The sequence below is a fragment of the Holophaga foetida DSM 6591 genome, assembly GCF_000242615.2.
GTDB classification, from domain to species: domain Bacteria; phylum Acidobacteriota; class Holophagae; order Holophagales; family Holophagaceae; genus Holophaga; species Holophaga foetida.
Genome location: NZ_KI912268.1, coordinates 2,196,883 through 2,218,226 on the forward strand (window position 1 = coordinate 2,196,883; position 21,344 = coordinate 2,218,226).

Annotated in this window: 21 protein-coding genes and 2 tRNA genes; 17 read left to right on the forward strand and 6 right to left on the reverse strand. The window is 63.0% G+C overall.

Translation table 11 applies throughout. The annotated features are described in order from the left end of the window. The first annotated feature begins 39 nt into the window (after positions 1-39). From HOLFODRAFT_RS0209780 to HOLFODRAFT_RS0209800, 5 genes are all read left to right on the forward strand, one after another. Entirely contained in the window at positions 40-1,497 is a 1,458-nt protein-coding gene (locus HOLFODRAFT_RS0209780; RefSeq protein WP_148300412.1) for an FAD-binding oxidoreductase, read from the forward strand. Positions 1,498-1,512: 15 nt separating this feature from the next. Continuing rightward, the gene (locus HOLFODRAFT_RS0209785; protein WP_005038310.1) at positions 1,513-2,787 is read left to right on the forward strand and encodes a (Fe-S)-binding protein; all 1,275 of its coding nucleotides are present in this window, start codon (positions 1,513-1,515) and stop codon (positions 2,785-2,787) included. 8 nt (positions 2,788-2,795) lie between these two features. Further along, entirely contained in the window at positions 2,796-4,463 is a 1,668-nt protein-coding gene (locus HOLFODRAFT_RS0209790) for an FAD-binding oxidoreductase (protein ID WP_005038311.1), read from the forward strand. A 196-nt stretch (positions 4,464-4,659) separates the two neighbouring features. After that, a complete protein-coding gene (locus HOLFODRAFT_RS0209795) occupies positions 4,660-6,237 on the forward strand; it encodes a CoA-acylating methylmalonate-semialdehyde dehydrogenase (RefSeq protein ID WP_005038313.1) in 1,578 nt (525 codons plus the stop codon). A 156-nt stretch (positions 6,238-6,393) separates the two neighbouring features. Then, entirely contained in the window at positions 6,394-7,497 is a 1,104-nt protein-coding gene (locus HOLFODRAFT_RS0209800; protein WP_005038314.1) for an NHL repeat-containing protein, read from the forward strand. A 22-nt stretch (positions 7,498-7,519) separates the two neighbouring features. Here the strand turns inward: HOLFODRAFT_RS0209800 and HOLFODRAFT_RS0209805 are convergent, their stop codons facing one another. Together HOLFODRAFT_RS0209805 and HOLFODRAFT_RS0209810 are read right to left on the reverse strand one after the other, a co-directional pair. Further along, the gene (locus HOLFODRAFT_RS0209805; RefSeq protein WP_005038315.1) at positions 7,520-8,332 is read right to left on the reverse strand and encodes a hypothetical protein; all 813 of its coding nucleotides are present in this window, start codon (positions 8,330-8,332) and stop codon (positions 7,520-7,522) included. Positions 8,333-8,723: 391 nt separating this feature from the next. Continuing rightward, a complete protein-coding gene (locus HOLFODRAFT_RS0209810; RefSeq protein WP_148300413.1) occupies positions 8,724-8,930 on the reverse strand; it encodes a hypothetical protein in 207 nt (68 codons plus the stop codon). Between the two features lie 441 nt (positions 8,931-9,371). Here HOLFODRAFT_RS0209810 and HOLFODRAFT_RS22970 point away from each other — a divergent pair, with 441 nt between their 5' ends. The 7 genes from HOLFODRAFT_RS22970 to HOLFODRAFT_RS0209850 all read left to right on the forward strand — a co-directional run bounded on the left by HOLFODRAFT_RS22970 (position 9,372) and on the right by HOLFODRAFT_RS0209850 (position 14,545). Then, positions 9,372-10,511 (forward strand): sensor histidine kinase, encoded by a 1,140-nt coding sequence (locus HOLFODRAFT_RS22970; RefSeq protein ID WP_005038319.1) that lies wholly within the window; start codon positions 9,372-9,374, stop codon positions 10,509-10,511. Further along, positions 10,508-11,236, forward strand: a complete 729-nt coding sequence (locus tag HOLFODRAFT_RS0209825) for a LytR/AlgR family response regulator transcription factor (protein ID WP_005038321.1) — start codon at positions 10,508-10,510, stop codon at positions 11,234-11,236. The genes HOLFODRAFT_RS22970 and HOLFODRAFT_RS0209825 overlap by 4 nt, the downstream gene beginning before the upstream one ends. A 29-nt stretch (positions 11,237-11,265) precedes the next feature. Further along, entirely contained in the window at positions 11,266-11,694 is a 429-nt protein-coding gene (gene arfB / locus HOLFODRAFT_RS0209830) for an alternative ribosome rescue aminoacyl-tRNA hydrolase ArfB (RefSeq protein ID WP_005038323.1), read from the forward strand. Position 11,695: 1 nt separating this feature from the next. Next, complete coding sequence (locus HOLFODRAFT_RS22975) at positions 11,696-12,790, forward strand: acyltransferase family protein (RefSeq protein ID WP_052572526.1); 1,095 nt, start codon at positions 11,696-11,698, stop codon at positions 12,788-12,790. A gap of 4 nt (positions 12,791-12,794) precedes the next feature. Next, positions 12,795-12,871 (forward strand) — tRNA-Arg (locus HOLFODRAFT_RS0209840). Positions 12,872-13,210: 339 nt separating this feature from the next. After that, a complete protein-coding gene (locus HOLFODRAFT_RS0209845) occupies positions 13,211-14,389 on the forward strand; it encodes a metallophosphoesterase (RefSeq protein WP_005038327.1) in 1,179 nt (392 codons plus the stop codon). A 79-nt stretch (positions 14,390-14,468) separates the two neighbouring features. Next, positions 14,469-14,545, forward strand: a tRNA-Glu gene (locus HOLFODRAFT_RS0209850). 56 nt (positions 14,546-14,601) lie between these two features. Here the strand turns inward: HOLFODRAFT_RS0209850 and HOLFODRAFT_RS0209855 are convergent. The 3 genes from HOLFODRAFT_RS0209855 to HOLFODRAFT_RS0209865 form a co-directional block, all read right to left on the reverse strand. Continuing rightward, a complete protein-coding gene (locus HOLFODRAFT_RS0209855; RefSeq protein WP_005038329.1) occupies positions 14,602-14,988 on the reverse strand; it encodes a hypothetical protein in 387 nt (128 codons plus the stop codon). Between the two features lie 159 nt (positions 14,989-15,147). Then, a complete protein-coding gene (locus HOLFODRAFT_RS0209860) occupies positions 15,148-15,543 on the reverse strand; it encodes a PIN domain-containing protein (RefSeq protein ID WP_005038332.1) in 396 nt (131 codons plus the stop codon). Next, complete coding sequence (locus HOLFODRAFT_RS0209865; RefSeq protein ID WP_005038335.1) at positions 15,540-15,788, reverse strand: AbrB/MazE/SpoVT family DNA-binding domain-containing protein; 249 nt, start codon at positions 15,786-15,788, stop codon at positions 15,540-15,542. Before HOLFODRAFT_RS0209865 ends, HOLFODRAFT_RS0209860 begins: the two co-directional genes overlap by 4 nt. A gap of 233 nt (positions 15,789-16,021) precedes the next feature. On the opposite strand from HOLFODRAFT_RS0209865, the gene HOLFODRAFT_RS25070 reads away from it, so the two are divergent. Genes HOLFODRAFT_RS25070 through HOLFODRAFT_RS0209890 form a run of 5 tightly spaced genes read left to right on the forward strand, consistent with a single transcriptional unit; the run spans position 16,022 to position 20,067 of the window. Further along, the gene (locus HOLFODRAFT_RS25070; RefSeq protein ID WP_148300414.1) at positions 16,022-16,855 is read left to right on the forward strand and encodes a cache domain-containing protein; all 834 of its coding nucleotides are present in this window, start codon (positions 16,022-16,024) and stop codon (positions 16,853-16,855) included. Next, positions 16,749-17,648 (forward strand): sensor histidine kinase, encoded by a 900-nt coding sequence (locus HOLFODRAFT_RS0209875; RefSeq protein ID WP_211237946.1) that lies wholly within the window; start codon positions 16,749-16,751, stop codon positions 17,646-17,648. The genes HOLFODRAFT_RS25070 and HOLFODRAFT_RS0209875 overlap by 107 nt, the downstream gene beginning before the upstream one ends. 58 nt (positions 17,649-17,706) lie before the next feature. Continuing rightward, the gene (locus HOLFODRAFT_RS20415) at positions 17,707-18,627 is read left to right on the forward strand and encodes a formyltransferase family protein (protein WP_005038342.1); all 921 of its coding nucleotides are present in this window, start codon (positions 17,707-17,709) and stop codon (positions 18,625-18,627) included. A 27-nt stretch (positions 18,628-18,654) separates the two neighbouring features. Then, on the forward strand, positions 18,655-18,957 hold the full coding sequence (locus HOLFODRAFT_RS0209885; protein ID WP_005038344.1) for a PepSY domain-containing protein: 303 nt from the start codon (positions 18,655-18,657) through the stop codon (positions 18,955-18,957). 57 nt (positions 18,958-19,014) lie between these two features. After that, on the forward strand, positions 19,015-20,067 hold the full coding sequence (locus HOLFODRAFT_RS0209890; RefSeq protein ID WP_005038346.1) for an SPFH domain-containing protein: 1,053 nt from the start codon (positions 19,015-19,017) through the stop codon (positions 20,065-20,067). Positions 20,068-20,178: 111 nt separating this feature from the next. Here the strand turns inward: HOLFODRAFT_RS0209890 and HOLFODRAFT_RS0209895 are convergent, their stop codons facing one another. Continuing rightward, complete coding sequence (locus tag HOLFODRAFT_RS0209895; RefSeq protein WP_005038348.1) at positions 20,179-21,168, reverse strand: DUF3829 domain-containing protein; 990 nt, start codon at positions 21,166-21,168, stop codon at positions 20,179-20,181. Between the last annotated feature and the right edge of the window lie 176 nt (positions 21,169-21,344).

Below are 21,344 nucleotides of genomic sequence, written 5' to 3' on the forward strand. Positions count from 1 at the left end.
TGTCGTTTTCTGAAAAGGAGGTTGGAAGTGAATGCAACCTTGAACCAACTTGCCGGGATCGTCGGGCAGGCCGGGGTGTCCACGACCCCCGAAAGCCTCGCCGCCTACGCCTCCGATAGCAGCTTTGCCACCCCCATGAAACCGGCGGCGGTGGTGAAGGTCCAGAGTGCCGAGCAGGTCGAGGCCCTGGTCAAGTGGGCCAACCAGACCCAGACCCCCCTCGTGCCCGTCAGCTCCGGCGCCCCCCACTACAAGGGGGACACCGTGGCCGAGATGCCGGGATCGGTGATTGTGGATCTCAGCGGCATGAAGAAGATCCTCAACATCAACCGCCAGCAGCGCATGGCGGTGGTGGAGCCCGGCGTGACCTACGGCGAGCTCCAGGCCGCCCTGGCCAAGGAGGGCATGTGCCTCTCCATGCCCCTGGCTCCCCGGGCCACCAAGTCGGTGGCCGCCAGCGTCCTGGACCTGGAACCCCGACTCAACGCCCTGCACCAGTGGAACTACACCGAACCCCTGCGCTGCACCGAAGTCACCTGGGGCGATGGCAACCGCATGTTCACCGGCGAAGCCGGTGCCGGCCCCCGGGATCTGGAGAAGCAGTGGGCCGCCCAGAAGTGGCAGGTCAGCCCCACGGGCCCCAACATGCTGGACTTCTACCGCCTCTTGACGGCCTCCCAGGGCACCATGGGCATCGTCACCTGGGTCTCCCTCCGCTGCGAATTGCTGCCCCAGGTCGAGCGGACCTACCTGGTGCCCGCCGCCAAGCTGGAGGACGTGAACGAGTTCGCGTATAAGACCCTTCGGGTTCGCTTCAGCGATGGCCTCTTCGTGATGAACGGCGCCGCCCTGGCCTCCCTGATGGGCGGAAATGCCGAAGAAGTAAAGACCCTCAAGGCAGAACTCCCCACCTACGTGGCCGTGGTCAACGTGGTGGGCCGGGAACTGCTGCCCGAGGAGCGGGTCCAGGCCCAGGAGCAGGACATCGCCGAGATCGCCCAGGCCTGCGGCCTCCAACTGCTTCCCAGCGTCCCGGGCCTCCGTGCCGAGCAGGTCCGCGCCAAGGCCTTCGAGCCCTCCCAGGTGCCCTTCTGGAAGGAGACCGCCAAGGGCGCCTTCCAGGACATCTTCTTCACCACCACCCTGAACCGGACTCCCGAGTTCATCGAAGCGGTGCAGAAGCAGGCCATCGCCGCCGGGTATCCCGTCGAGGACATCGGCGTCTACATCCAGCCCATCAACATGGGTGTGGGCTGCCACTGCGAGTTCACACTGCCCTACAACGCCGCCTGCGCCAAAGAGAGTGCCCGCGCCAAGAAGCTCTTCGTTGACATCAGCGAAACGATCTCTTCCATGGGTGCCTATTTCTCCCGCCCCCACGGCATCTGGGCCCGGCTCCAACTCAACAAGGACGCCCAGTCCACCATCGCGCTCAAGAAGGTCAAGGGGATCTTCGATCCCAACGGCATCCTGAACCCCGGAAAGCTCAGCGTCTAACAGAGGAGACTGAACATGGCATTGCAAGATTTCAGGCCCATGCAGGAACGCTGCAGCAACTGCCTCAACTGCAGGTGGGTTCCCTTCGACAAGCTCAAGAGCGAGCGCTTCGGGGAGAACTGTCCCAGCATCGCCTACAACAACTTCATGACCTACTCCGCACGTGGCCGCTTCCAGCTGGGCCAGACCATCCTGGATGGCGATGCGGACTACACCGAGACCATCACGGAACTGGTCCACGACTGCATGGCCTGCGGTTCCTGCGACGTGACCTGCAAGGTCTGCCGCTACAACCTGGAGCCCCTGGAGCACAACATCGAGCTCAAGGTCGATGCTGTTGAGAAGGGCAAGACCCTGCCCGCCCAGGCTGGCATCATGGCCGCCCTCAAGCAGGAACAGACCATGATCCCCGGTTCCAAGAAGGCCCAGCGCCTGGATTGGGCCAAGGGCATCCAGGTCAAGGACCTCTTCAAGGACAAGGCTGAGGTGGCCTTCTACCCCGGTTGCAAGTACAGCTATGACCCCAAGCTCCAGAAGGTGGCCCAGGCTGCCCTCAAGCTCCTGATCGATGCCGGTGCCGATGTGGGCATCATGGGCAATGCCGACGCCTGCTGCGGCGGCCGCGCCCTGCAGATGGGCTTCCGCGCCGAGTTCACGGAGCGCGCCGAGGCCAACATCAAGGCCTTCAACACGGCTGGCGTCAAGGTCATCGTCACCCCCTGCTCGGACTGCTACCACGCCCTGAAGCGGCAGTACGCCAAGCTGGGCCTGGCCATCGAGGTGCTCCACACCGTGGAATACCTGGAGCGCCTGATCGAGGAAGGCAAGCTCACGTTCACCAAGTCCGTGAACATGACCGTCACCTACCACGATCCCTGCCACCTGGGCCGTCTGGGTGAGCCCTTCGTCCCCTGGGATGGCACCGAGAAGAAGATCATGAACCAGGTCCACACCTGGTCGCCCAAGCGCCCCCGCTACAACGGCGCCTACGGCATCTATGACGCCCCCCGGAACGTCCTGGCCGCCATCCCTGGCCTCCGCCTGGTGGAAATGGACCGGATCCGCGAGTACGCCTGGTGCTGCGGCGCCGGCGGCGGGTGCAGCCAGACCCTTCCCGAATACTCTGCCTGGACCGCCAGCGAGCGCATCACCGAGGCCAACACCACCGGCGCCGAAGCCATGGTGACCGCCTGCCCCTGGTGCGAAGCCAACTTCATGGGCGCCGTGGACGAGCACGGCAAGTCCATCCAGGTATTCGACATCATTGAACTCGTTCAGCAAGCGCTCTGAGGTGACCCATGGCATTGACGGCTGAAATCTATCAGGCATTCGAAGATGTGGTGGGGCAGAGGAACATCTCCCAGGACAAGGGGGTGCTCGAGAGCTACCGCTGCATCACCTCCCAGTCCTCGGCCCACTACGGCCCCTTCGATCACAAGACTCCCCTGCCCCAGGCGGTGATCATGCCCGGCAGCACGGAGGAGGTGCAGAAGATCATCAAGCTCTGCAACAAATACAAGATCCAGTTCAAGGCTTCGACCACCTTCTGGTCCGCCATGGGCTTCATCGGTTCCGAGAACGCCATCCAGCTCGACATGCGCCGGATGAAGGGGATCGAGATCGACGAAAAGAACATGATCGCCGTGGTGGAACCCTACGCCATCGGCGCCGTGGTCCAGGTGGAGGCCATGAAGGTGGGCCTCAACTGCAACATCCCCGGTGTGGGCTGCAGCAGCTCCGTGGTGGCCAGCACCGCTGGCTGGGTGGGCTTCGGCCCCACCTCCATCTCCATGGGTGTCGCCGGCGAGAACATGCTGGGTGCTGAGTGGGTCCTGCCGGACGGCGAGGTCCTTCGCACCGGCTCCCTGGGCGCTGGCGCGGGCTGGTTCAACGGCGAGGGCCCCGGCCCCAGCACCCGCTCCGTCCTCCGCGGCTTCCAGGGCACCACCGGCACCATGGGCGTCTGCACCAAGGTGGCCATCCGCCTCCACCCCTGGCCCGGCCCCACGTGCATCCCCACCCGGGGCCAGACGCCCGCCTACAAGGCGAGCCTCCCGGACAACTTCAAGTGCTACACCCTGTGCTATCCCTCCTGGGAAGCCTGGGCCAAGGGCGCCGCCATGCTGCACGAGGCCGAGATCGTCTACCTGGGCCACCGCCAGTTCAACATGTTCGGCCGGGACATCAAGGCCGCCATGCTGCGGATCCTCAATGATCCCAACGGCCAGCTCGCCGACCTCGAGCCCCTGCTCCAGGACCCCGAGCTCAAGAAGCAGAACGAGCTCATGAAGATGGACATCCAGGTCGTCCTGGCGGGTATGACCGCCCGGGACATCGCCTACAAGGAGAAGGTCCTCGACCGCATCCTCGAACTCTGCGGCGGCTGGAAGTCCGAGATGATGCTGGAGAAGGACATGCAGGACTACGTCCTGCTCTACCTCCTGCGCCTGGGGCACAAGAACCTCAACTACACCCTCTGCGGCTCCTACGAGGGCAACTACGGTCTTTCTTCCAACGTCTTCGTGGCCACGGCGGTGATCGAGGAAGCCTCGGAGCTGAAGGACAAGTGGGCCAAGACCCACACCACCATCGCCGACACCGGCGGCGACTCCGACATGGGCAGTCTGTCCATCATCGGCGGTGGCGGAGCCATGGGCTGGGAGTTCTTCGTGAACTTCGACGCCTACGACAAGGCCTCCATCCAGGGCACCAACGACTTCATCGACGAGACCCAGAAGTGGATGACCTCCAAGGGCCTGGGCGTCGACATGGGCCGCTGGAACCAGGATATCCGCCGCAAGGACGGCCTCAACTTCACCCAGGAAGAGCACGACGCCATGTATGTCAATGCGGCTCAGCCCCTGGTCTTCGCCTACCAGTGGAAGGTGCGCGAGGCCGTCAATCCCAACCACCTCGGCGGCAGCTACTACCGCACCCTCACGCCCTCCAAGATCGGCCTGGCCTGAGCCGGGGAGGCACAGGGACGAAAAGCCAGACTGTTCCTGACCTCCCTCACCTGCGCTGACCTAACTTCACCTGTAGTATCCCCTTCATCCCCTTCATCCTGGCTCAATTTTGCTTTTAAAAAGAATTAGCCAGGATAAAGGGGATGAAGGGGATAAAGAAAAAGCTTTCAATCCCTGCAAAGGAGACTATCCCGTCATGACTTCCCAGCGTTATTTCACGACCGACGAATCCCTGGCCGTCGACCCCATCAGCGGTCAGAAGCCCACCAAGCTGCGCTACTACGCGGGCGGCCAGTGGAAGGATTCCAAGACCACCAAGTTCATGCCCTGCCACAACCCCTCCACGGGCGCCGTCATCGCCATGGCCCCCACCTGCACCGCCGAGGAGGTGGAGGATGCCATCCAGGCCGCCGACCAGGCCTACCCCGCCTGGCGCGATACCCCCGTGTCCGCCCGTGTCCAGGTCCTCTTCCGCATGAAGACCCTGCTGGACCAGCACCTCGATGAGCTCACCGAGATCTGCGCCCGGGAGAACGGCAAGAACTGGGACGAGTCCAAGGGCGATGTCCTCAAGGTCATCGAGGTGGTGGAGTTCGCCTGCGGCGCCCCCCACATCATGAAGGGCGAGTCCGTCATGAACGTCTCCAGAGGTTTCGACACCGTGCGCTTCAATGAGCCCATGGGCGTCTTCGCCGGCATCGCCCCCTGGAACTTCCCCTCCATGATTCCCCAAGGCTGGATGGCCCCCATCTGCATCGCCACCGGCAACTGCATGGTCCTCAAGCTCGCCAGCTTCGTCCCCCAGACCTCCATGCGCATCATGGAACTATGGGAGGAGGCCGGTCTCCCCGCGGGTGTGCTCAATATCGTCACCTGCAGCCGCCACGAGTCCGAGATCTTCCTGCGCCACCCCGCCATCAAGGGCGTGTCCTTCGTAGGTTCCACGGAGGTGGGTCTCCACATCTACTCCACCGCCGCCTCCAACGGCAAGCGGGTCCAGGCCCTCTGCGAGGCCAAGAACCACGCCCTGGTGCTCAAGGATGCCGTCATCGAGCGCGTGGCCCAGAGCATCATCAACTCCTCCTTCGGCTGCGCCGGTGAGCGCTGCATGGCACTGCCCGTGATCGTGGTCGAGAACGAAGTGGCCGACGAACTCATCGCCAAGGTGGTGGAGCTAGCCAAGGGCCTGAAGCTGGGCAAGGCCTGGGAAAAGAATACGAACCTGGGCCCCGTAATCAACGCAGGCCACAAGGCCTTCGTGACCGGCTGGATCGAGAAGGGGATCGCTGAGGGTGCCAAGCTTGTGCTCGACGGCCGCAACCCCCAGGTAGCCCCCGGCTGCGAGAACGGCTTCTTCCTCGGGCCCACCATCTTCGACAACGTGACCTCTGAAATGACCGTGGGCCAGAAGGAGATCTTCGGGCCTGTGGTGTGCTTCAAGCGGGTCAAGGACTTCGAAGAGGGCCTAGCCATCATGAACGGCAACGAGTTCGCCAACGGCTCCGTGATCTTCACGGAGAGCGGACACTACGCCCGGCAGTTCGCCTCCCGCACCGATGGTGGCATGGTGGGCATCAATGTCGGCATCCCCGTGCCCCTGGGCATCTTCGGCTTCACCGGCCACAAGCGCTCCTTCTTCGGGGACCTGCACTGCATGGGCCGGGACGGCTTCATCTTCTTCACGGAGAGCAAGAACGTCACCACCACCTGGAACACCGGCAAGGCCATTCCCAAGAAGATCGAGACCTGGGACGGCACCATGACCCGCGGGTAAACCCCACGGATGGCATTTGAAGGGGGCCCGGCATCGTCCGGGCCCCTTTCAATTAGCGATTCGAAGAAAAGGATTCCGGAACGATGGAGAATGTGGGATCACGTAAGATGATGGCGACTCCCTCTAGGCTGCGCCCTTCCCAGGAAAGAACCCACCATGAAGATCCAGCGTCTCCTTCTAGGGGCCATCGCATCCCTTAGCCTCATGATGTGCACGGCCTGCATTGTCGCGGGGACTGAAACCTCCGGGACAGGCCTCTACGCATTTGACGAGAGCAGCAGCAAGATCCTGGCCTGGGACGATCTGGAGACCCTTTACACAAGCGGATCCACCAGCAGTGTGACGACCGCCCCCACCCCTGACCGGACCCTGACTTCCGACTACTTGGCAGACATTGACACCCTTGGCCTGGGTGGCATGTGCATGGACCGGACCCATGGCCGCCTCTGGCTGGTGTCGACAACGGGCCTGATCGCCCGCATCGACAGCATCCGCTCCCGCAGCGGTGCCCTCACGTCTTCCTATATCCGGACCTTCCAGCTGGACAGCGATGACTTTCTGGACGACAGCACCTTCGGCCAGATGGCCGTGGACAGCTCCGGCAACCTCTACATCACCGAATGGAACAGCAGCAATTCCCGCATCTGGGTCATCAGCAGCCCGACCAGCTACGCCCAGGACGATACCGTCTCCTCCTCCTCCGCGACTCTGCTGACCACCTCAAAGGACTACAACGGCTATGGGGTGGCGGTCACCAGCAGCAGGGTCTATGCCTATTTCAACAGCGGAAAGACCCTCTCGGACGACAGCGACAACAGCTACTCCGGTGCCCGACTGCGCCTGGGCACCTCCTCGGCATTCTCCAAGGTGATCATCGGGGATGAGACGGAATTCGCCAGCTACGGGCTCCTTGCCGCCGACTCCACCAACAGCCTGGTCTACACGGCCATCAGCACCAACGCCACCAACCCGGTCATCGCCTACAAGAACAGTCAGTTCTCCAAGACCTACAACAACGTGGCCCCCAGCATCCAACTCCCCGGGAACACGGCAAATCCCATCTACGTCACCGTCATCGCCCACCCGGGGAACAAGGACTGGCTGGTGGGCTCCGGCAGCACCTCCAGCAGCAGCACCAGCCCGACATACCTCACCCTCTGGAAGTCACCCGCTACCGACACCAGCACAGAGCCCGTCGTCTTCAACTACGGTTATGCCATGCGTGGCATCGCCCTGGACGGATCCGCCTCCTCTGAGTGACGGACCCCTTCGACAGCGCATCCTAGGCCAGATCGCTGGCGGCCCCGCTCACCTGCGAGGTCAGTCCTGGTAAGTTCCAGTAGTTGGAGAGCAGGAGGACGTCCAGGTCCGAGATCCCAGAGGACGCCTGGGTTCCGGAAGGCGGCGGAGGAGGAGGCGTCTTCTGGAGGCTCTCCTCCAGCGCGGCAAGCGCGCTCTTGGCGGATTCCGAATCCCCGGACTTGAGGGCAGCTTCCAGGGCGCTGAACTTGGCATCCATGGAGCTGGACTGATCGCTGGTGCTGGTCCCGGCCCCGCTCGTTTCACCCGCCCGGAACTTGTCCTCAATGCCCTGGAAGAGCGTTGAGGCGCTGCTGAGATCTCCGGACGCGATCAGAGTGCTGAGCTTGTCCATATCACGCTGCATGGGGTTGGAGGCCTGCTGGCCGCCCCCCATGCTCGCAAGCGTGGCTTGCATGCCGCCCCAGGCGGACTGAGCCGCGGTGCTGTTCCCCGATTCCAGGGCCTGGCCGATGGCTGTGAATTCTGCAGAAACAGCATCCTGGCCATCCTGCCGTGACTGCATCTTCTCGATCATGGCGGCATAGGCGCTCTTGGCGGAGCTCATATCCCCGGACTGGATGAGACTGCCCAGATTCTCGAAGTCCGCCTTGAAGGGGTTCCCCTCCTGGGTCCGGCTCATCCACTGGGCCTCGGGGGAGATGAAGAGGCTGTCCAGACTGCTCTGGAGCAGGCTAGAGGCATCGTCAGTGCTGCCTGAAGTGTCCGAATTGCCCAGCAGCCTGGACAGAACGAGGGCCGACACGCTGGAGGCCCCGATGGGAGATACGCTCATAAATCCTCCTGGCTTGATAGGGACAGAGTCCGCCGTGCCCAGAGCAAGAGCTTTGCCAAGCCATGGCGCCCATCCGCGCCACCGAGGTCCGCAGAGCACAGACATTCCGCCCAACAGGTATATCGACTCGCCGAATCGCATATCGATGGAGTCCAGCGCAGGACCAAGACATCCAAGCCGTCCACGACAAGCACTCCACCGATATTCAAAACAGTATCCATAAACGACTTACCGCACGGATGTGTCAATTTTACCCAGCAAAAGTCAGCCCTTTTGACAAAAACCGCCAAACCAGACATTCCGGCACCAGCCATTCGGAGCCCACCTGTCGCCATTCAGCGGGTGCCCGATCGGCGACAGGCGCGTGGGGAGCCTCCGTCCAACCGGGACATCAGTTCCCCAGGAGTGCGAGGGCGGGAGCGATCCCCTGTTCCTGCATCAGGGACTTGGCCTGGGCAGAAAGGGTCACAGTGTCGCTCGGCGCGACGGCCAGCTTGGAGATCTCAGCGAAAGATGGACTGGCGGCAGCCTGGGCGGCCGATTTGGTACTGCTGGTGGCGGTCGTAGAAGCAGCGGCTCCAGCGGGGGAAATACCCATGACGTTCTCCTTGGAAGTGTGGGACACAGCCCAGAACCTCCTTGGCAAACCTTCAGCCAGAACGGGCAGGCGACTTCCCAGGGCGGAGATCAGCCCCGCAGGGGAATGGCATACCAGAGACGCCGAATAGCTATTCCACCCTCCCCTGCGACAAAACCAAGCCCAGGGATTCTGCCATTATCCGCACGGCGATCAAATTACAGGTTATTTTATACCAATATTTACATCAATGACAAGGCAAAAAGTGCACAAAAATAGCCCCCTAATCGAGGGCGCCCGCAAGAAGGGGCCCACCAGGAAACGACATTCATACCCACCCATCAGCCGCTTGGCGGCAGAATACAGCCAGCCAAACCCCACCCAACAACGTTGGCCGAAGCTCAAACTTCCAGGGAGCCGAAGGGGGTTCCCAGCGCACTTATCCGTGGGATCTTCTAATTCATGCGGCAAGAAATCACCCTTCCAACTCTTTTGAACCGGGTCACCCACAGGTCGAATCTCCTGATGGTGCTCCTGGTAGGGGGCGTACTCGGCGGCTTCCGGATTCTTGTCGACCCAACCAACCTGCGGCTTGGCGAACTGCTCCTCCCCTTCATCTTCCTGTTCCTCCAGGTGGCACTCGCCCCTGTGCCCTGGCTATGGAAGGCCCAACAGCTTCCTCGCTGGAGTCTCGTTCGCCGTTTCTTCACGGCCCTGGCCTTCAACCTCCTCTGGGTGACGGCGAGCCTTACGGTCACACACTACGTCACCCCTATGCGCCCCCCGCTTCCTCCACCAAGGGCCGAGTCCACGCCACCCCCCGCACCCCTGGGTATCAATATGGGGACTCCCCGACCGGGAGAACCCGAACGGTCCAGTCAACTCCCCAGACGCCGCACCCCCTTCTTCCCCGAGATGGGCCTGGGGCTTCTCAACGTGACCTTCGCCCTGATCTTCGGATGGGGGATGGCCGAGAAGGAGCTGACGGAGGCCCGGGAGCGCAGGACGGCCGACCTGCTGCGCCAATCCCAGTTCCGAGCCCTGCGCAACCAACTGGAGCCCCATGTGCTCTACAACGCCCTCAACGGCCTTTCGGAGCTGATTCACGAGGATCCGTTGGCGGCGGAGGAGGCGGTGGCCCTGCTGGCCAATCTCTACCGGATGCTGACGGATTACGGTAAGGCGGACATGGCCCTCCTTTGTGAGGAGCGCAGGCTGGTGGAAGCCTACCTATCCATGGAACAGATGCGGCTCGGGGAGCGCCTGCAGGTTGAGTGGGACTGGCCCTCATGGGCCGATGCGATCCAGGCCCCTCCCCTCTTCCTCCAACCCCTCGTGGAGAACGCCATCAAGCACGGCATCAGCTCCCAGGGGGAAGGCGGGGTGCTTCGCATCAGCTGCCAACAGGAGGGCCGGACCCTGGCCCTCCAAGTGGCGAATACCGGTCTTCCGCCAAAGGCGTGCGACCGGAAGGGTGTGGGATTGGAAAACCTGGAGGCCCGCCTGGGCCTCTGGACGGATGCAGCCGGTAAGTTCTCCCTTGAGAGACAGGGAGAATGGACGATAGCGCGAGTGGAATGGACCCCGAGGAGCAACGCATGAGTGCGCGAAAACTGAAAGTCGTGGTGGTGGAAGACGAAGCCCTGAGCCGCAAGCGGTTGATCCGCCTGCTACAGGAGGCCGGATGCACCGTGGTGAACAGCTTCGCCGAAGGCAAGGGCGCCTACGAATGGCTTTGCCAGCATCCCGATCTGGATGCCCTGTTCCTGGATATCCACATGCCCAACCTGGACGGCCTGGCCATCCTGAAGAACCTGGGAGGCCAGATCCCCACGGTCCTGACCACCGCCTTCGGAGAGCACGCCGTAGAGGCCTTCGACACCGAGGCTGTGGATTACCTGCTGAAGCCCATCACGGCCTCCCGCCTGGAGCGGGCCCTTCAGCGGATCGATGAGCGGAGCACCCCTTCAAGCCCCCAGGCTCCTCCTGCACCCAGCGGCCCCATCCGCTACCCCATCCAGGCCGGGGAAGGCGTCCTGCTGGTGGATCTCCACAAGACGACCTATTTCGAGGTGGATAACGAGGTCGTCTGGGCCCACGCCGGGGGACGCCTCCGGACCCAGTGGACCTCCCTCAACGAGGTGGAATCCGCCTTCCCGGGCTCCGGCCTGCTCCGCATCCACCGCCACCTCCTGGTGCGCCCCGAAGCCGTGCTGGGCCTCAAGCCTGCCCCCGGAGGAAGGGCCATTGTCCGCCTCATGGGAGGCGAGGAAGTCGAAGCCAGCCGAGGCGGAGCTCCGCGCCTTCGGGAGCGGCTGGGATTGTGAAGGGAGCTGGGCTCCTGCCATGATCCGGTATGGCCGAGCCCATCTTCATCACCGAGCAGGTCCGGATTCCCGCAGAGGCGCTCCGCATGAAAGCGGTGCGAAGCGGCGGCCCCGGTGGCCAGAACGTCAACAAGGTCGCCAGCAAGGTCGAGCTGCGGGTGGACCTCACCCTGATCGAAGGCCTGAGCGAGGGGGCCCTTCTGCGCCTGAAGGGGCGGGTCCGCAACCAGCTGGATGCCGAGGGCCTCTGGATTGTCACCAGCTCCCGGACCCGGGACCAGGCCACCAACCTTGAGGACGCCCGAACCAAGATCCAGACCATCGTGGCCGAAGCCATGAAGGCACCGATGATCCGACACGCCACGCGCCCCACCCGCGGCAGCCAGATCCGTCGCGTGGAGGCGAAGAAGGTCACCGGGCAGCGCAAGCAGGCCCGGCAGAAGAAGGACTGGGATTAACTTGAAGACCCCTGCCCCTTCCTCGCGCGTCGACTCCATGGACATCCTCCGGGGCTTCATGGCTCTGGCGGTGGCCTTCTATCACCTCTCCATCTGGAACCAACTCTTCGACTCCGGCACGGCACTGAACCGGCTCGTGGCCCTCCTGGGGAACTACGGCGTCGAGGGTTTCTTCATCATCAGCGGCTTCTGTTTCTTCCATATCTACAGAGGTACGAGCTGGGATCAGCGGGCCCTCCAGAGCTTCCACATCAAGCGTTTCTTCCGCATCGCCCCTCTCTACTATGTGGCGGTGCTCCTGAACCTGATCCTCAGCCAGGCGAGAGGCCCCGATCCATCGGCCCGCATGCTGGCGGAGAACTTCACCCTCACCTTTGGGCTCTTCCACCCCAACCACGCCCTGGTGCTGGGGGGCTGGTCCATCGGCATCGAGTACGTCTTCTACATGGCCTTCCCCCTCCTGGCCTGGGCCACACGGAGGAAGTCCGCCCTGTATCTGGGCTGCGTCCTCCTGATCGCCCTGGCCCTGCCCTGGAGCTTCGGCAAGGTTCAGGCGGCCTCCCTCGTGGGGGACGCCAAGTTCCATACCTACGTCCAGATCCCGAACCATGCCTTCCTCTTTCTCCTGGGAGGGCTGACGGCCCACCTGCGGGGCATGACCCCCAGGCGTCTCCATTGGCAATGGTTCCTCGGCCTCGGGCTCCTGATCTTCCTGGTCACCTGGTGGCAGCTCCCCCGCTTCTACGACCACTTCGACATCCTGGCGGGCTTCTACCGGGCCCGTTTCGTCGGGCTCGCCATGCTGGTGGTGCTCCTCTTCGCCTTCTTCGAGGTCCCGGAAGGCAGGCTCAAACAGCCCCTCACCCTCCTGGGAGACTGGAGCTACTCGGTCTACCTGATGCACCCCTTCGCCAGCCTGGCCGTGGCCCATGCCCTGCCCGCCAGCACCCCCGCCACCTGGCGCTTCCTCGGAAGCCTCGTCCTGACCCTGGCCATCTCCGCCTTCACCCACCGCTGGATCGAAAGGCCCGCCATGGCCCTGGGACGTCGCTGGGCCAACCTTGCCAAAAGCCCCGACAACGGGCATCATGGATAGCTCGGCATCCGTAGCTCAGTTGGATAGAGCGTTGGCCTCCGAAGCCAAAGGTCGCGCGTTCGAGTCGCGCCGGTTGCACCAGAAGAAACCCCTGAAACCCTGAGAAATCAAAGGTTTCGGGGGTTTTCCCTATCAAGTCGAAGATCGTCAATACCACCCGCGAGTGATGCCCAGACAGATGACCGCACATCTCAGCCTCAGGGCTTCAGAAGATAGTCTTCCCGAACAGGAGAGAAGACCTCGATGGCTATGAACTCCCGGGCATCAATCTCGGTCCTGAGCTTCTCCTCTCGGGGTCCGACGACCCGACAGAAACTCGCAGAACACCCTCTGGAGGTGATCTCCTTCGAGGAACCATCCTGACTCTAGCCCCCTCACAGGACTTGCAATCAAAACCCCCAGGACTGCCATCATGGGGGTATGGCTTTCTTCTTCCTGATCCTGGGCATTGGCCTGCAGGTCCTCCACTGGCGAGCCCTCCGCCGGATCCTGCCACCCAAGTGGAGCCCCTGGCTGGCCGCAGCGCTGGTCCTGATCCACGTCCCACTGCTGACCTACGTGGTCCTGCGCCTGACCGGGGCATCCTCCATGGAGATGGGGTATGCCCTGCGCCCCCTGGCCCGGGGAGGGCTTTACTTCGTGGCACTCTCCACCTTCAATCTCCTACTCCTCTCGCTAGAGGCCCTTCTATGGAGGATCCGCAAGCACCGGGGCAGAGACCTGGACCACGACCGGAGGGCCTTCCTCCAGAAGGGCGCCATCGTCAGCCTCGGCGTCCTGGGGCTACTGACGGCCAAGGGATACCGCGAGGGCCATGGGGAACCCGAGGTTCGGCGCAAGGAGCTCTTCTTTCCCGACCTCCCCCCAGCCTTTGATGGCCTTCGCATTGCCCACCTTTCGGACCTCCATTCCGGCCCCCTGGTGCGCCGGGACCAGTTGAGGCTCTGGCGGGCCATGGCAGAACGGGAGCACCCCGACCTTTTGCTCATCACCGGAGATCTGGTGGACGCCCTGCCGGAAGAGGTGGAACCGATCATCCAGGCTTTCCGCGACTTCCCGGCATCCATGGGACGATTCGCCATCCTCGGGAATCATGACTATTTCACAGACCCCCGCCCCCTGTGGGCCGGGATGGAAGGCATCGGATTCACCTTCCTGGAGAACCGACACCAGGTTCTATCACGGGGGGCGGATCAGCTAGTTATCTTCGGCCTGCAGGATCCCATGGCTCGCAATGGGCGATTCCGGGGACTTCGCTTCGGACCTGGCCCCATGCCCCAGGACACAGCGCTCCTCATGCCACGGGATGGCTGGCGCCTGGCCCTGGTCCATCGCCCCAGCAACTGGAATCTGGCCCTGGAGGCCGGAGCCCGGCTGACCCTCTCGGGCCACACGCACGGAGGCCAGATCAACCTGGTCCCAGGGGTCTCCAGCGCCTACATCCAGGGACGTTTCACCCGCGGGATCTACCACGAAGGCCCCCACCAGATGAACGTGAGCGCTGGTCTCGGGATGGTGGGCCTGCCAGTCAGGCTCGCCTCCCCCCCGGAGTTCAGCCTCCTCACCCTCAGGCGTGGAGGAACCCAGCAAAGCCAGTGACCCGCCCCCTGCCACCCCCTGACCACTCACTTTTCTGCTTGGCAAAAACCCGAATCGACGGTATTCTTTTCCTTCCTGTGGCCCCATCGTCTAGCGGTTTAGGACGTCGCCCTCTCACGGCGAAGATCAGGGGTTCGAATCCCCTTGGGGCTACCACTTAACCCTCTGAGAAATCAGAGGGTTTTTTGTTTTTGGGGCTAGGCCGGACGTGCTCAAATGGCACGTAGAGGCCGTACGAGCTGTGCAGTCCCCTCGATTGACGATCCCAGATCGCCAGAAGGACCCGTAATTCCCAACCTGATTCCCATGGTTAGAACCCATTCAGGGTCAGCCAGGGCAGCCGCTTCCTTGAGGAAGGCCAGCAGAAGCTCCATATCCTCGATCCGGGAATCATCCTCTTGGTCCACCTCAAACCCGGCATCCGTCTCCCGGATCGCTGGGAACCACCTAAAGGGCAGCTCTCTGGAGGTCGTATAACTGGAACGCTGGGCCGAGGCATCCAGCCATTTCATGGCCACATGCCGAATCAGTGGAGCAAATTCGGGCCCCTCATGCAACCCTCGAAGCGAGGTCATCAGGCGGCGCACCTGTTCCGCCACGGCCAACAACTCCCGTTCATCTTGTGGAGCTCCGCCAGTTCGTCGGCTTGAGTCTTCACCGCACCCTCCTACCGGATGCCCTACAGGGTTTCGGCGCGGCGGGCCCGTGTAGGAGCGGGCTCTTCGGCGGCCAAACCTAGCCGCGCCGATGGCAGAGTATCAGGCCTTCAGGAGGGAAGCCCTTCCGGTCTTGGCCAAGCGGGTGTCGAAGGTCAGGAACTTGGTGCAGCCCTGGGCCTTGACCATCAGGGCCAGGAGGTTGTCCGCCAGCCCCACGGCCCCAGTGGAGAGCTCCAGGGCCTCCCGGATCATCGCGGCCTGGTCCACTTCAACCCCCTCCACCTCCAGGAGGCTCCCCAAGGCCTGGTGGACCCGAGCGGCATCCCACCCCGGGGCGCTCTTCAGCACCCAATACAGCTCCACCAGGACCAGGAGGGGCACAAAGACACCCTTCCCCTGAGCGCCCTTCTCGATGGCGGCCCGGGCGGCGGCGGACTGGGCCGGATCATCCCCCAGGAAAGCGCGGGCCCAGACGTTGGTATCCAGGGCGATCATCGGGTGGCCCCCCGCTGGATGGCCTGGTCCATGTCCTCCAAGCTCATGGTGGGAGCCCCGGGCACAGCGAAGGCCCAGAGGTCGGACACCTGGAGCTTGACGGGTTCCAGGGCGGCTGTGCCCTGCTCTGAGTCAACCTCAAAGCGGACCCGGCCCCCTTCGTACAGACCCAGGGCCTCCCGGACGGCCTTCGGGATGGTCAACTGCCCCTTACTGGTCATGGTTGCAACCGCGGTAATACTCATGGGCCCCACCTCCTTACCAGTATGGTCCATTCTCCTTACCCGTCGAGAGCCGGTCAGGGAAAGGGGAGTCAGTGGTCGCGGAGCGCCCTGCCCGGGGTGCAGTGGTGCAGGGTCTTGTGACCCTTGAGGGCCTCCAGAACGGAGAGATCCGGGCAATCGCGATCTCAAGTCCGCAGCGCCCCCCCCGAAAGATTAAGAGGACTGCCATCGGCGGCGGCCCCCCAGAGAACGCCATGTTCAAGGCCATCACATTCAGGAGCAAGCTGCTGCTGGCGGTCATGCCCGTGCTGTTCCTCGGGCTTCTCGCCCTGGGCTTCGGGGCGCATTGGTACATCGACAGGCTGATCAAGGAGGAACTGACCAGCAGCATGCTCGCCACCACCGCCAAGACGGCGGAAAGCATCAACAACTGGTTCAGGATGCTGATGCTCGAACCGGAATCCTTCGCGGCAACCGATGCGGCCCAAGCGATCAATGAGAATTTCGAGGAGGTGGACCGCCACAACATCCAGCGCCACGCCTTCCTCCACAAGAAGTATCCCTCCGTGTTCCAGGACGTCTATGCAGCGAACCGGAAGGGGGAATACCACACGGTACAAGAGGCGGGGAACGGCTATCGGATGTTCAGGGGCGACATCAGCACCCGCGAGTATTTCAAGAGCATCATGGCCGGGGGCCCCTCCCAGATCACACCACCACTCGCCTCCAGAACCACGGGCGTCCATACCGTCTTTGTGGTGGCGCCCATCCAGGATGCCTCCGGGCAACCCCTGGGACTCAGCGGAGCCGGGATCTCGCTCGACTACATCAGCATGCTCTGCGAGAGCCTGAAGGCTGGAAAGACCGGCTACGGCATCATCCTGGCCCAGGACGGGACCTTCATCAGCCACCAGGATGATCCGCTACCTGACAGTGATCACCCTCGCGGTCCTGGCGGGGGTCGGAGCGATCATCCTGCTCATGGCCCGGCGCCTTACGCGCCCCCTGCACGCCCTGGCCACTCAAGCCCGAGAGATCGCATCCGGGAACATGGATGTCGGCTCCCTGGACCTGAACTCCAGGGATGAGGTGGGACAAGTGGCCTCCAGCGTCAGACACATGGCGACAGAGCTGGCCAGGCGCGAAGCCGACCGCCAGGCCCGATTGGACGCAGAGGCGGCCAGCCAGGCCAAGAGCACCTTCCTCGCCAACACCAGCCATGAGTTGCGGACGCCCCTGAATGCCATCCTCCTCTATTGCGAGCTCCTGAAGGAGGAAGTGAACGACCGCAACCAGCCGGATCTCACAGGGGATCTGGACAAGATCCAGGATGCAGGCCGCCACCTTCTGGATCTGATCAACACCCTCCTGGATCTCTCGAAGATCGAGGCAGGGAAGATGGAAGCCTGCCTGGAAGACAGCGACATCCCCTCCCTGCTCGCCACGGTCATGGCCACCGTAGAGCCACTGGTGACGAAGAAGCGCAATCAGCTCAGACTGGACGCGGCCCCAGCCATCCTGGGCCTCCATACCGATGCCAGGAAGCTCCGGCAGATCCTTCAGAACCTGCTCAGCAACGCATCCAAGTTCACCCAGGATGGAACCATCACCCTGGGATTGCATACCGATGGCCCCTGGGCCTGCTTCACCGTGACAGACACAGGGATTGGGATGAGCACGGAACAGCTCAGCCGCATCTTCGAGGAATACACCCAGGCTGAGACCTCCACCAGTGCCCGATTCGGCGGCACGGGACTGGGGCTGACCCTTTCCCGGAAGTTCGCCGAGCTGCTGGGGGGCATCCTGGAAGCCGAAAGCGAGGCGGGGAAAGGCTCCCGGTTCACCCTCCGCCTGCCCCTCACGCCTGCGCCGGAACCCTGAGGACCCCAGCGCCCCACCGGGACAATCGGCATCGCTACACTTGAGGCGAGGAGCCGTCATGACCCGAGCCATCGTTTGCGCCTATTCTCCCGTTGGCCACGGCGCCCTGACGGGACTCCTGGAGGCTGGCATCGAGGTGCAGGCCCTCTACACCTACCCCCAGCCGACCGAGGACGCATGGTTTGAGGCCCCGGCGAGTCTGGCGGAGCGCTACGGCATTCCCGTGCGCATGGAACCCGATTTCAACGCGGATCGCGTCTTTGAGACCATTCGAGATGAAGCCCCGGACCTCCTCCTGAGCTTCTATTTCCGGGAGATGATCCAGGCCCGCTTCCTGGAGCTCCCCCGCATGGGGGCCTGCAACCTGCACGGCTCCCTGCTCCCGGCCTACCGGGGACGGGCCCCCATCAACTGGGCCCTGGTGAGAGGCGAGACAGAAACGGGCATCACCCTCCACCGCATGACCCCCAAACCTGATGACGGCGACATCCTGGGCCAGACCCGCATGCCGATCGCCTGGGATGAGACCGCCCTGAGCCTCACCTTGCGCATGGCCGAGGCAGGGAAGAAGTTGGTGCGCCGGATCATCCCAGGACTCATCCAGGGCAGCATCCGCCCCCTTCGCCAATCCGAACTGGGCCCTTCCACTTATTTCGGAGGCCGCAGGCCCCAGGACTCCCGCCTGGACTTTGGAATGACAGCCTTGGAGGCCTTCAATCAGGTCCGGGCCGTGGCCGACCCCTGGCCCAATGCATTCCTGGAGACGGAGCACGGACAGCTCAAGCTATCCTGGGCCCTGCCTTCCGAAACCCCCTGCCCCGCAGGCGCCTTCCGCCAGAGCCCTGAGGGCGTCCTGCTTGGCTTCGCCGATGGGTCGCTCCGGGTCCACGCCATGAGGCACCACGGAGTTCGCAGTGAACGGCCCACGGATCACGCCCTTTGGTTGAAGAATCTGGACATTCCCGAATTCCAGGCCTAAGCTGGGGCGGTATTCCAGGAATCAAACATGAAAACACTGGCAGCCCTCTTGGTGGTTCCGGCCCTCATCCTCCCGCTCCAGGCGGGGCACAGACGGGGAGGCCCCGTCTCCACGGCCAGGGAGGCCAAGGCCATCGCCGAGCAGGAGACAAAGGGCCAGGCTGTCAGCGCTCAGCGCATCCACCTCAACGGAGCATCCGGGGGATGGGAAGTGGATGTCCACATGCCCCAGGAAGACCGCGGATGGCGATGCATTGTGGACTGCGACACCCACCGGGTCCGCACCAGGGACCGCATCCCGAATCCTGCGGGAAAGAAGAAGCCCCACTGAAGCCCTTGCGTCCCTGCGTAAACTTATCCTGCGGCACATGCCGATTCGGAGGCCTTCATGGGTCTGATGGACTGGGGTAAAGCCCAATTTCTCGACATCCTGCAGTGGCTGGATGACTCCAATGACACGATGGCCTGGCGCTTTCCCATGCGCGGCCAGGAGATCCAGAACGGCGGAAAGCTGGTGGTGCGCGAAAGCCAAGTGGCAGTCTTCGTGAACGAAGGCCAGTTCGCCGATGTCTTCGGCCCCGGCACCCACAACCTCACCACCCAGAACCTGCCCATCCTGGCCACCCTCAAGGGCTGGAAGTACGGTTTCGAGAGCCCATTCAAGAGCGACGTCTACTTCCTGAACACCAAGCTCTTCAACGACCTGGGTTGGGGGACCCCCAACCCCATCATGCTGCGCGACGCGGACTTCGGCATGCTGCGCATCCGGGCCTTCGGCATCTATTCAATCAGGATCAAGGACCCCAAGAGCTTCCTTCAGAACGTGGTGGGCACCAACGAGGTCTACTCCGTCACTGACATCCAGAACCAGCTCCGCAAAAGCCTGATCAGCCGATTCACGGATGCCCTGGGGGAGGCCAAGGTCCCGGCCCTTGACCTGGCGGCCCACTACGACGAACTATCAGACCTTCTGCGCCAGAAGATGGACCCCGAATTCCAGACCATGGGCATGGAGTGCTCCAAGCTCTTCATCGAGAACATCAGCCTCCCCGAAGAGGTCGAGGCCATGATGGACAAGCGCACCAGCGTGGGCATGATGGCCCCGGTCATGGGCGCCTACACCCAGATGCAGGTCGCCGACAGCGTGCCCCTGGCAGCCCAAAATCCTGGCGGTCTGGCGGGCATGGGCATGGGCCTGGGCGTTGGCGTCGGGATGGGCAATATCATGGGCCAGCAGATGGGCGGTGCCATGGGACAGATGGCCCAGACTCCCTACCCTGCGGGCAACGCCCCTGCTGCGGCGGTTCCCGCGCCCCCCGCCAAGAGTCTGAAGGAAGAGCTGACGGATCTGAAGGATCTCTTCGACTCCCAGCTCATCAATCAGGCTGAGTACGATGCTCAGCGAGCGGTGATCATGAAGAAACATGGGATGGGCCAGTAAGTAGGATCCTGGAGCAGCGGACGGACGGCGGCCCCTGGGATTCCCTGCCCCGGGGGCCGTCGTCCGTTCGCCTTCCGCGGACCTCCCGAGGGGGAGGTCCGGAAAACCGGATCAGCGCATGGTGTTGTAATTGTGAACCAGGCTGTTGTAGGTGCTGAGCAGGGTTTCCCGGTTTCGCGCCAAGACCCGCCGGGAAGCGTGACTGCTGACGTTCCGCCGGAGTTCTTTCAGGTATTTCAGGAACAGGTCGGCGGTAACCTGGACGGCGCCCCCATACCAGGCGTCCCTCTCGTTCGGATGAGCAGCACCGTAGGCTTCTGCTGCGTCGAAGGCTTCCTGTACCGATTTCTCAAAGGTGAGGAGGGTGGTTTCCTCCAGATCTTCCCGGCAACCGATCCCCTCCATCGCGTAACGGGCCCGGAGCATGAAGTTGCTGGCGTACCACGCCTGGTCCTTGCGCCCGGCCTTGGCCGCCGCATCTAGCTGCTGCTGGTGCAGCGCATCGTTCTGCTTCCCGACCTCGTTCCGGAGAGCGTCAGAAAGCGACAGGATGCGCCGGAGCGGCGGGGTCACCTGCACATCCAGAGCGCGTCCCCTACTGAAACGATCGTCCTGATAGTCCTTCTGGCTGTAGTACTTGTCGATCTGGTTGAAGATGGGGATGAGCTCCCGGAGGGTTGCGGCGTATTCCCTGCCGATCCGGTCGAGCTCCGGCGAGACGGGCGGTGCCGCCACGGCCTTCTCAAGATCCGCCGCGCAGCCAAGTGAGATCTCATTGTTCCGCTCATAGGGAGCGACCTTGAAGCTGATGAATCGGATGCGCGTCCACTCATCAGCTTGGGGCTTGTGGCGGGGGTCGGCGTAACGGCCCGCAACCCGTGCGCTCTCCAGGTAGAGCTCGGCGTTCTGCTGGATGCTGGAGTCCGTCCTGTTGATGCATTCGATGAAGGGCCCAAGTTTTGCCTGAAGCACCTCATCCGCGCTATTGCGGCCTGAATTCGAACCGGAAGCACGCCCCGAACGCTGACAACCCGTCAGCCATGAGAAGACAGCAGCTGTCATGACCACAGCCATGACCGCGCCCAAAGTTTCACGTCTCACAAAGCACCTCTCCGATCAGGAATATGACAAGGTAATCATAATCCAGAAAGGCCCAGCAGAGGGGCGTTGGCAAGACCTTTCCTCATCCGCGTCACGGGCACCCAGGGGACGCTCACGTAGCCCAAGGCCAAGCTCGGCGCCAAACCCCAGGCCACCTATTGCCTGCTGCGACACCG

Bases quoted from the DNA above. Each gene is read 5' to 3' on its own strand.
- HOLFODRAFT_RS0209800 (WP_005038314.1), top strand. From the start codon at position 6,394: ATGAAGATCCAGCGTCTCCTTCTAGGGGCCATCGCATCCCTTAGCCTC.
- HOLFODRAFT_RS0209785 (WP_005038310.1), top strand. From the start codon at position 1,513: ATGGCATTGCAAGATTTCAGGCCCATGCAGGAACGCTGCAGCAACTGC.
- HOLFODRAFT_RS0209860 (WP_005038332.1), bottom strand. From the start codon at position 15,543: ATGATCGCCCTGGATACCAACGTCTGGGCCCGCGCTTTCCTGGGGGAT.
- HOLFODRAFT_RS20415 (WP_005038342.1), top strand. From the start codon at position 17,707: ATGACCCGAGCCATCGTTTGCGCCTATTCTCCCGTTGGCCACGGCGCC.
- HOLFODRAFT_RS22970 (WP_005038319.1), top strand. From the start codon at position 9,372: ATGCGGCAAGAAATCACCCTTCCAACTCTTTTGAACCGGGTCACCCAC.
- HOLFODRAFT_RS0209795 (WP_005038313.1), top strand. From the start codon at position 4,660: ATGACTTCCCAGCGTTATTTCACGACCGACGAATCCCTGGCCGTCGAC.
- HOLFODRAFT_RS0209885 (WP_005038344.1), top strand. From the start codon at position 18,655: ATGAAAACACTGGCAGCCCTCTTGGTGGTTCCGGCCCTCATCCTCCCG.
- HOLFODRAFT_RS25070 (WP_148300414.1), top strand. From the start codon at position 16,022: ATGTTCAAGGCCATCACATTCAGGAGCAAGCTGCTGCTGGCGGTCATG.
- HOLFODRAFT_RS0209865 (WP_005038335.1), bottom strand. From the start codon at position 15,788: ATGAGTATTACCGCGGTTGCAACCATGACCAGTAAGGGGCAGTTGACC.
- HOLFODRAFT_RS0209790 (WP_005038311.1), top strand. From the start codon at position 2,796: ATGGCATTGACGGCTGAAATCTATCAGGCATTCGAAGATGTGGTGGGG.
- HOLFODRAFT_RS0209805 (WP_005038315.1), bottom strand. From the start codon at position 8,332: ATGAGCGTATCTCCCATCGGGGCCTCCAGCGTGTCGGCCCTCGTTCTG.
- HOLFODRAFT_RS0209890 (WP_005038346.1), top strand. From the start codon at position 19,015: ATGGGTCTGATGGACTGGGGTAAAGCCCAATTTCTCGACATCCTGCAG.
- HOLFODRAFT_RS0209810 (WP_148300413.1), bottom strand. From the start codon at position 8,930: ATGGGTATTTCCCCCGCTGGAGCCGCTGCTTCTACGACCGCCACCAGC.
- HOLFODRAFT_RS0209845 (WP_005038327.1), top strand. From the start codon at position 13,211: ATGGCTTTCTTCTTCCTGATCCTGGGCATTGGCCTGCAGGTCCTCCAC.
- HOLFODRAFT_RS0209875 (WP_211237946.1), top strand. From the start codon at position 16,749: ATGGCCCGGCGCCTTACGCGCCCCCTGCACGCCCTGGCCACTCAAGCC.
- arfB (WP_005038323.1), top strand. From the start codon at position 11,266: ATGGCCGAGCCCATCTTCATCACCGAGCAGGTCCGGATTCCCGCAGAG.
- HOLFODRAFT_RS0209825 (WP_005038321.1), top strand. From the start codon at position 10,508: ATGAGTGCGCGAAAACTGAAAGTCGTGGTGGTGGAAGACGAAGCCCTG.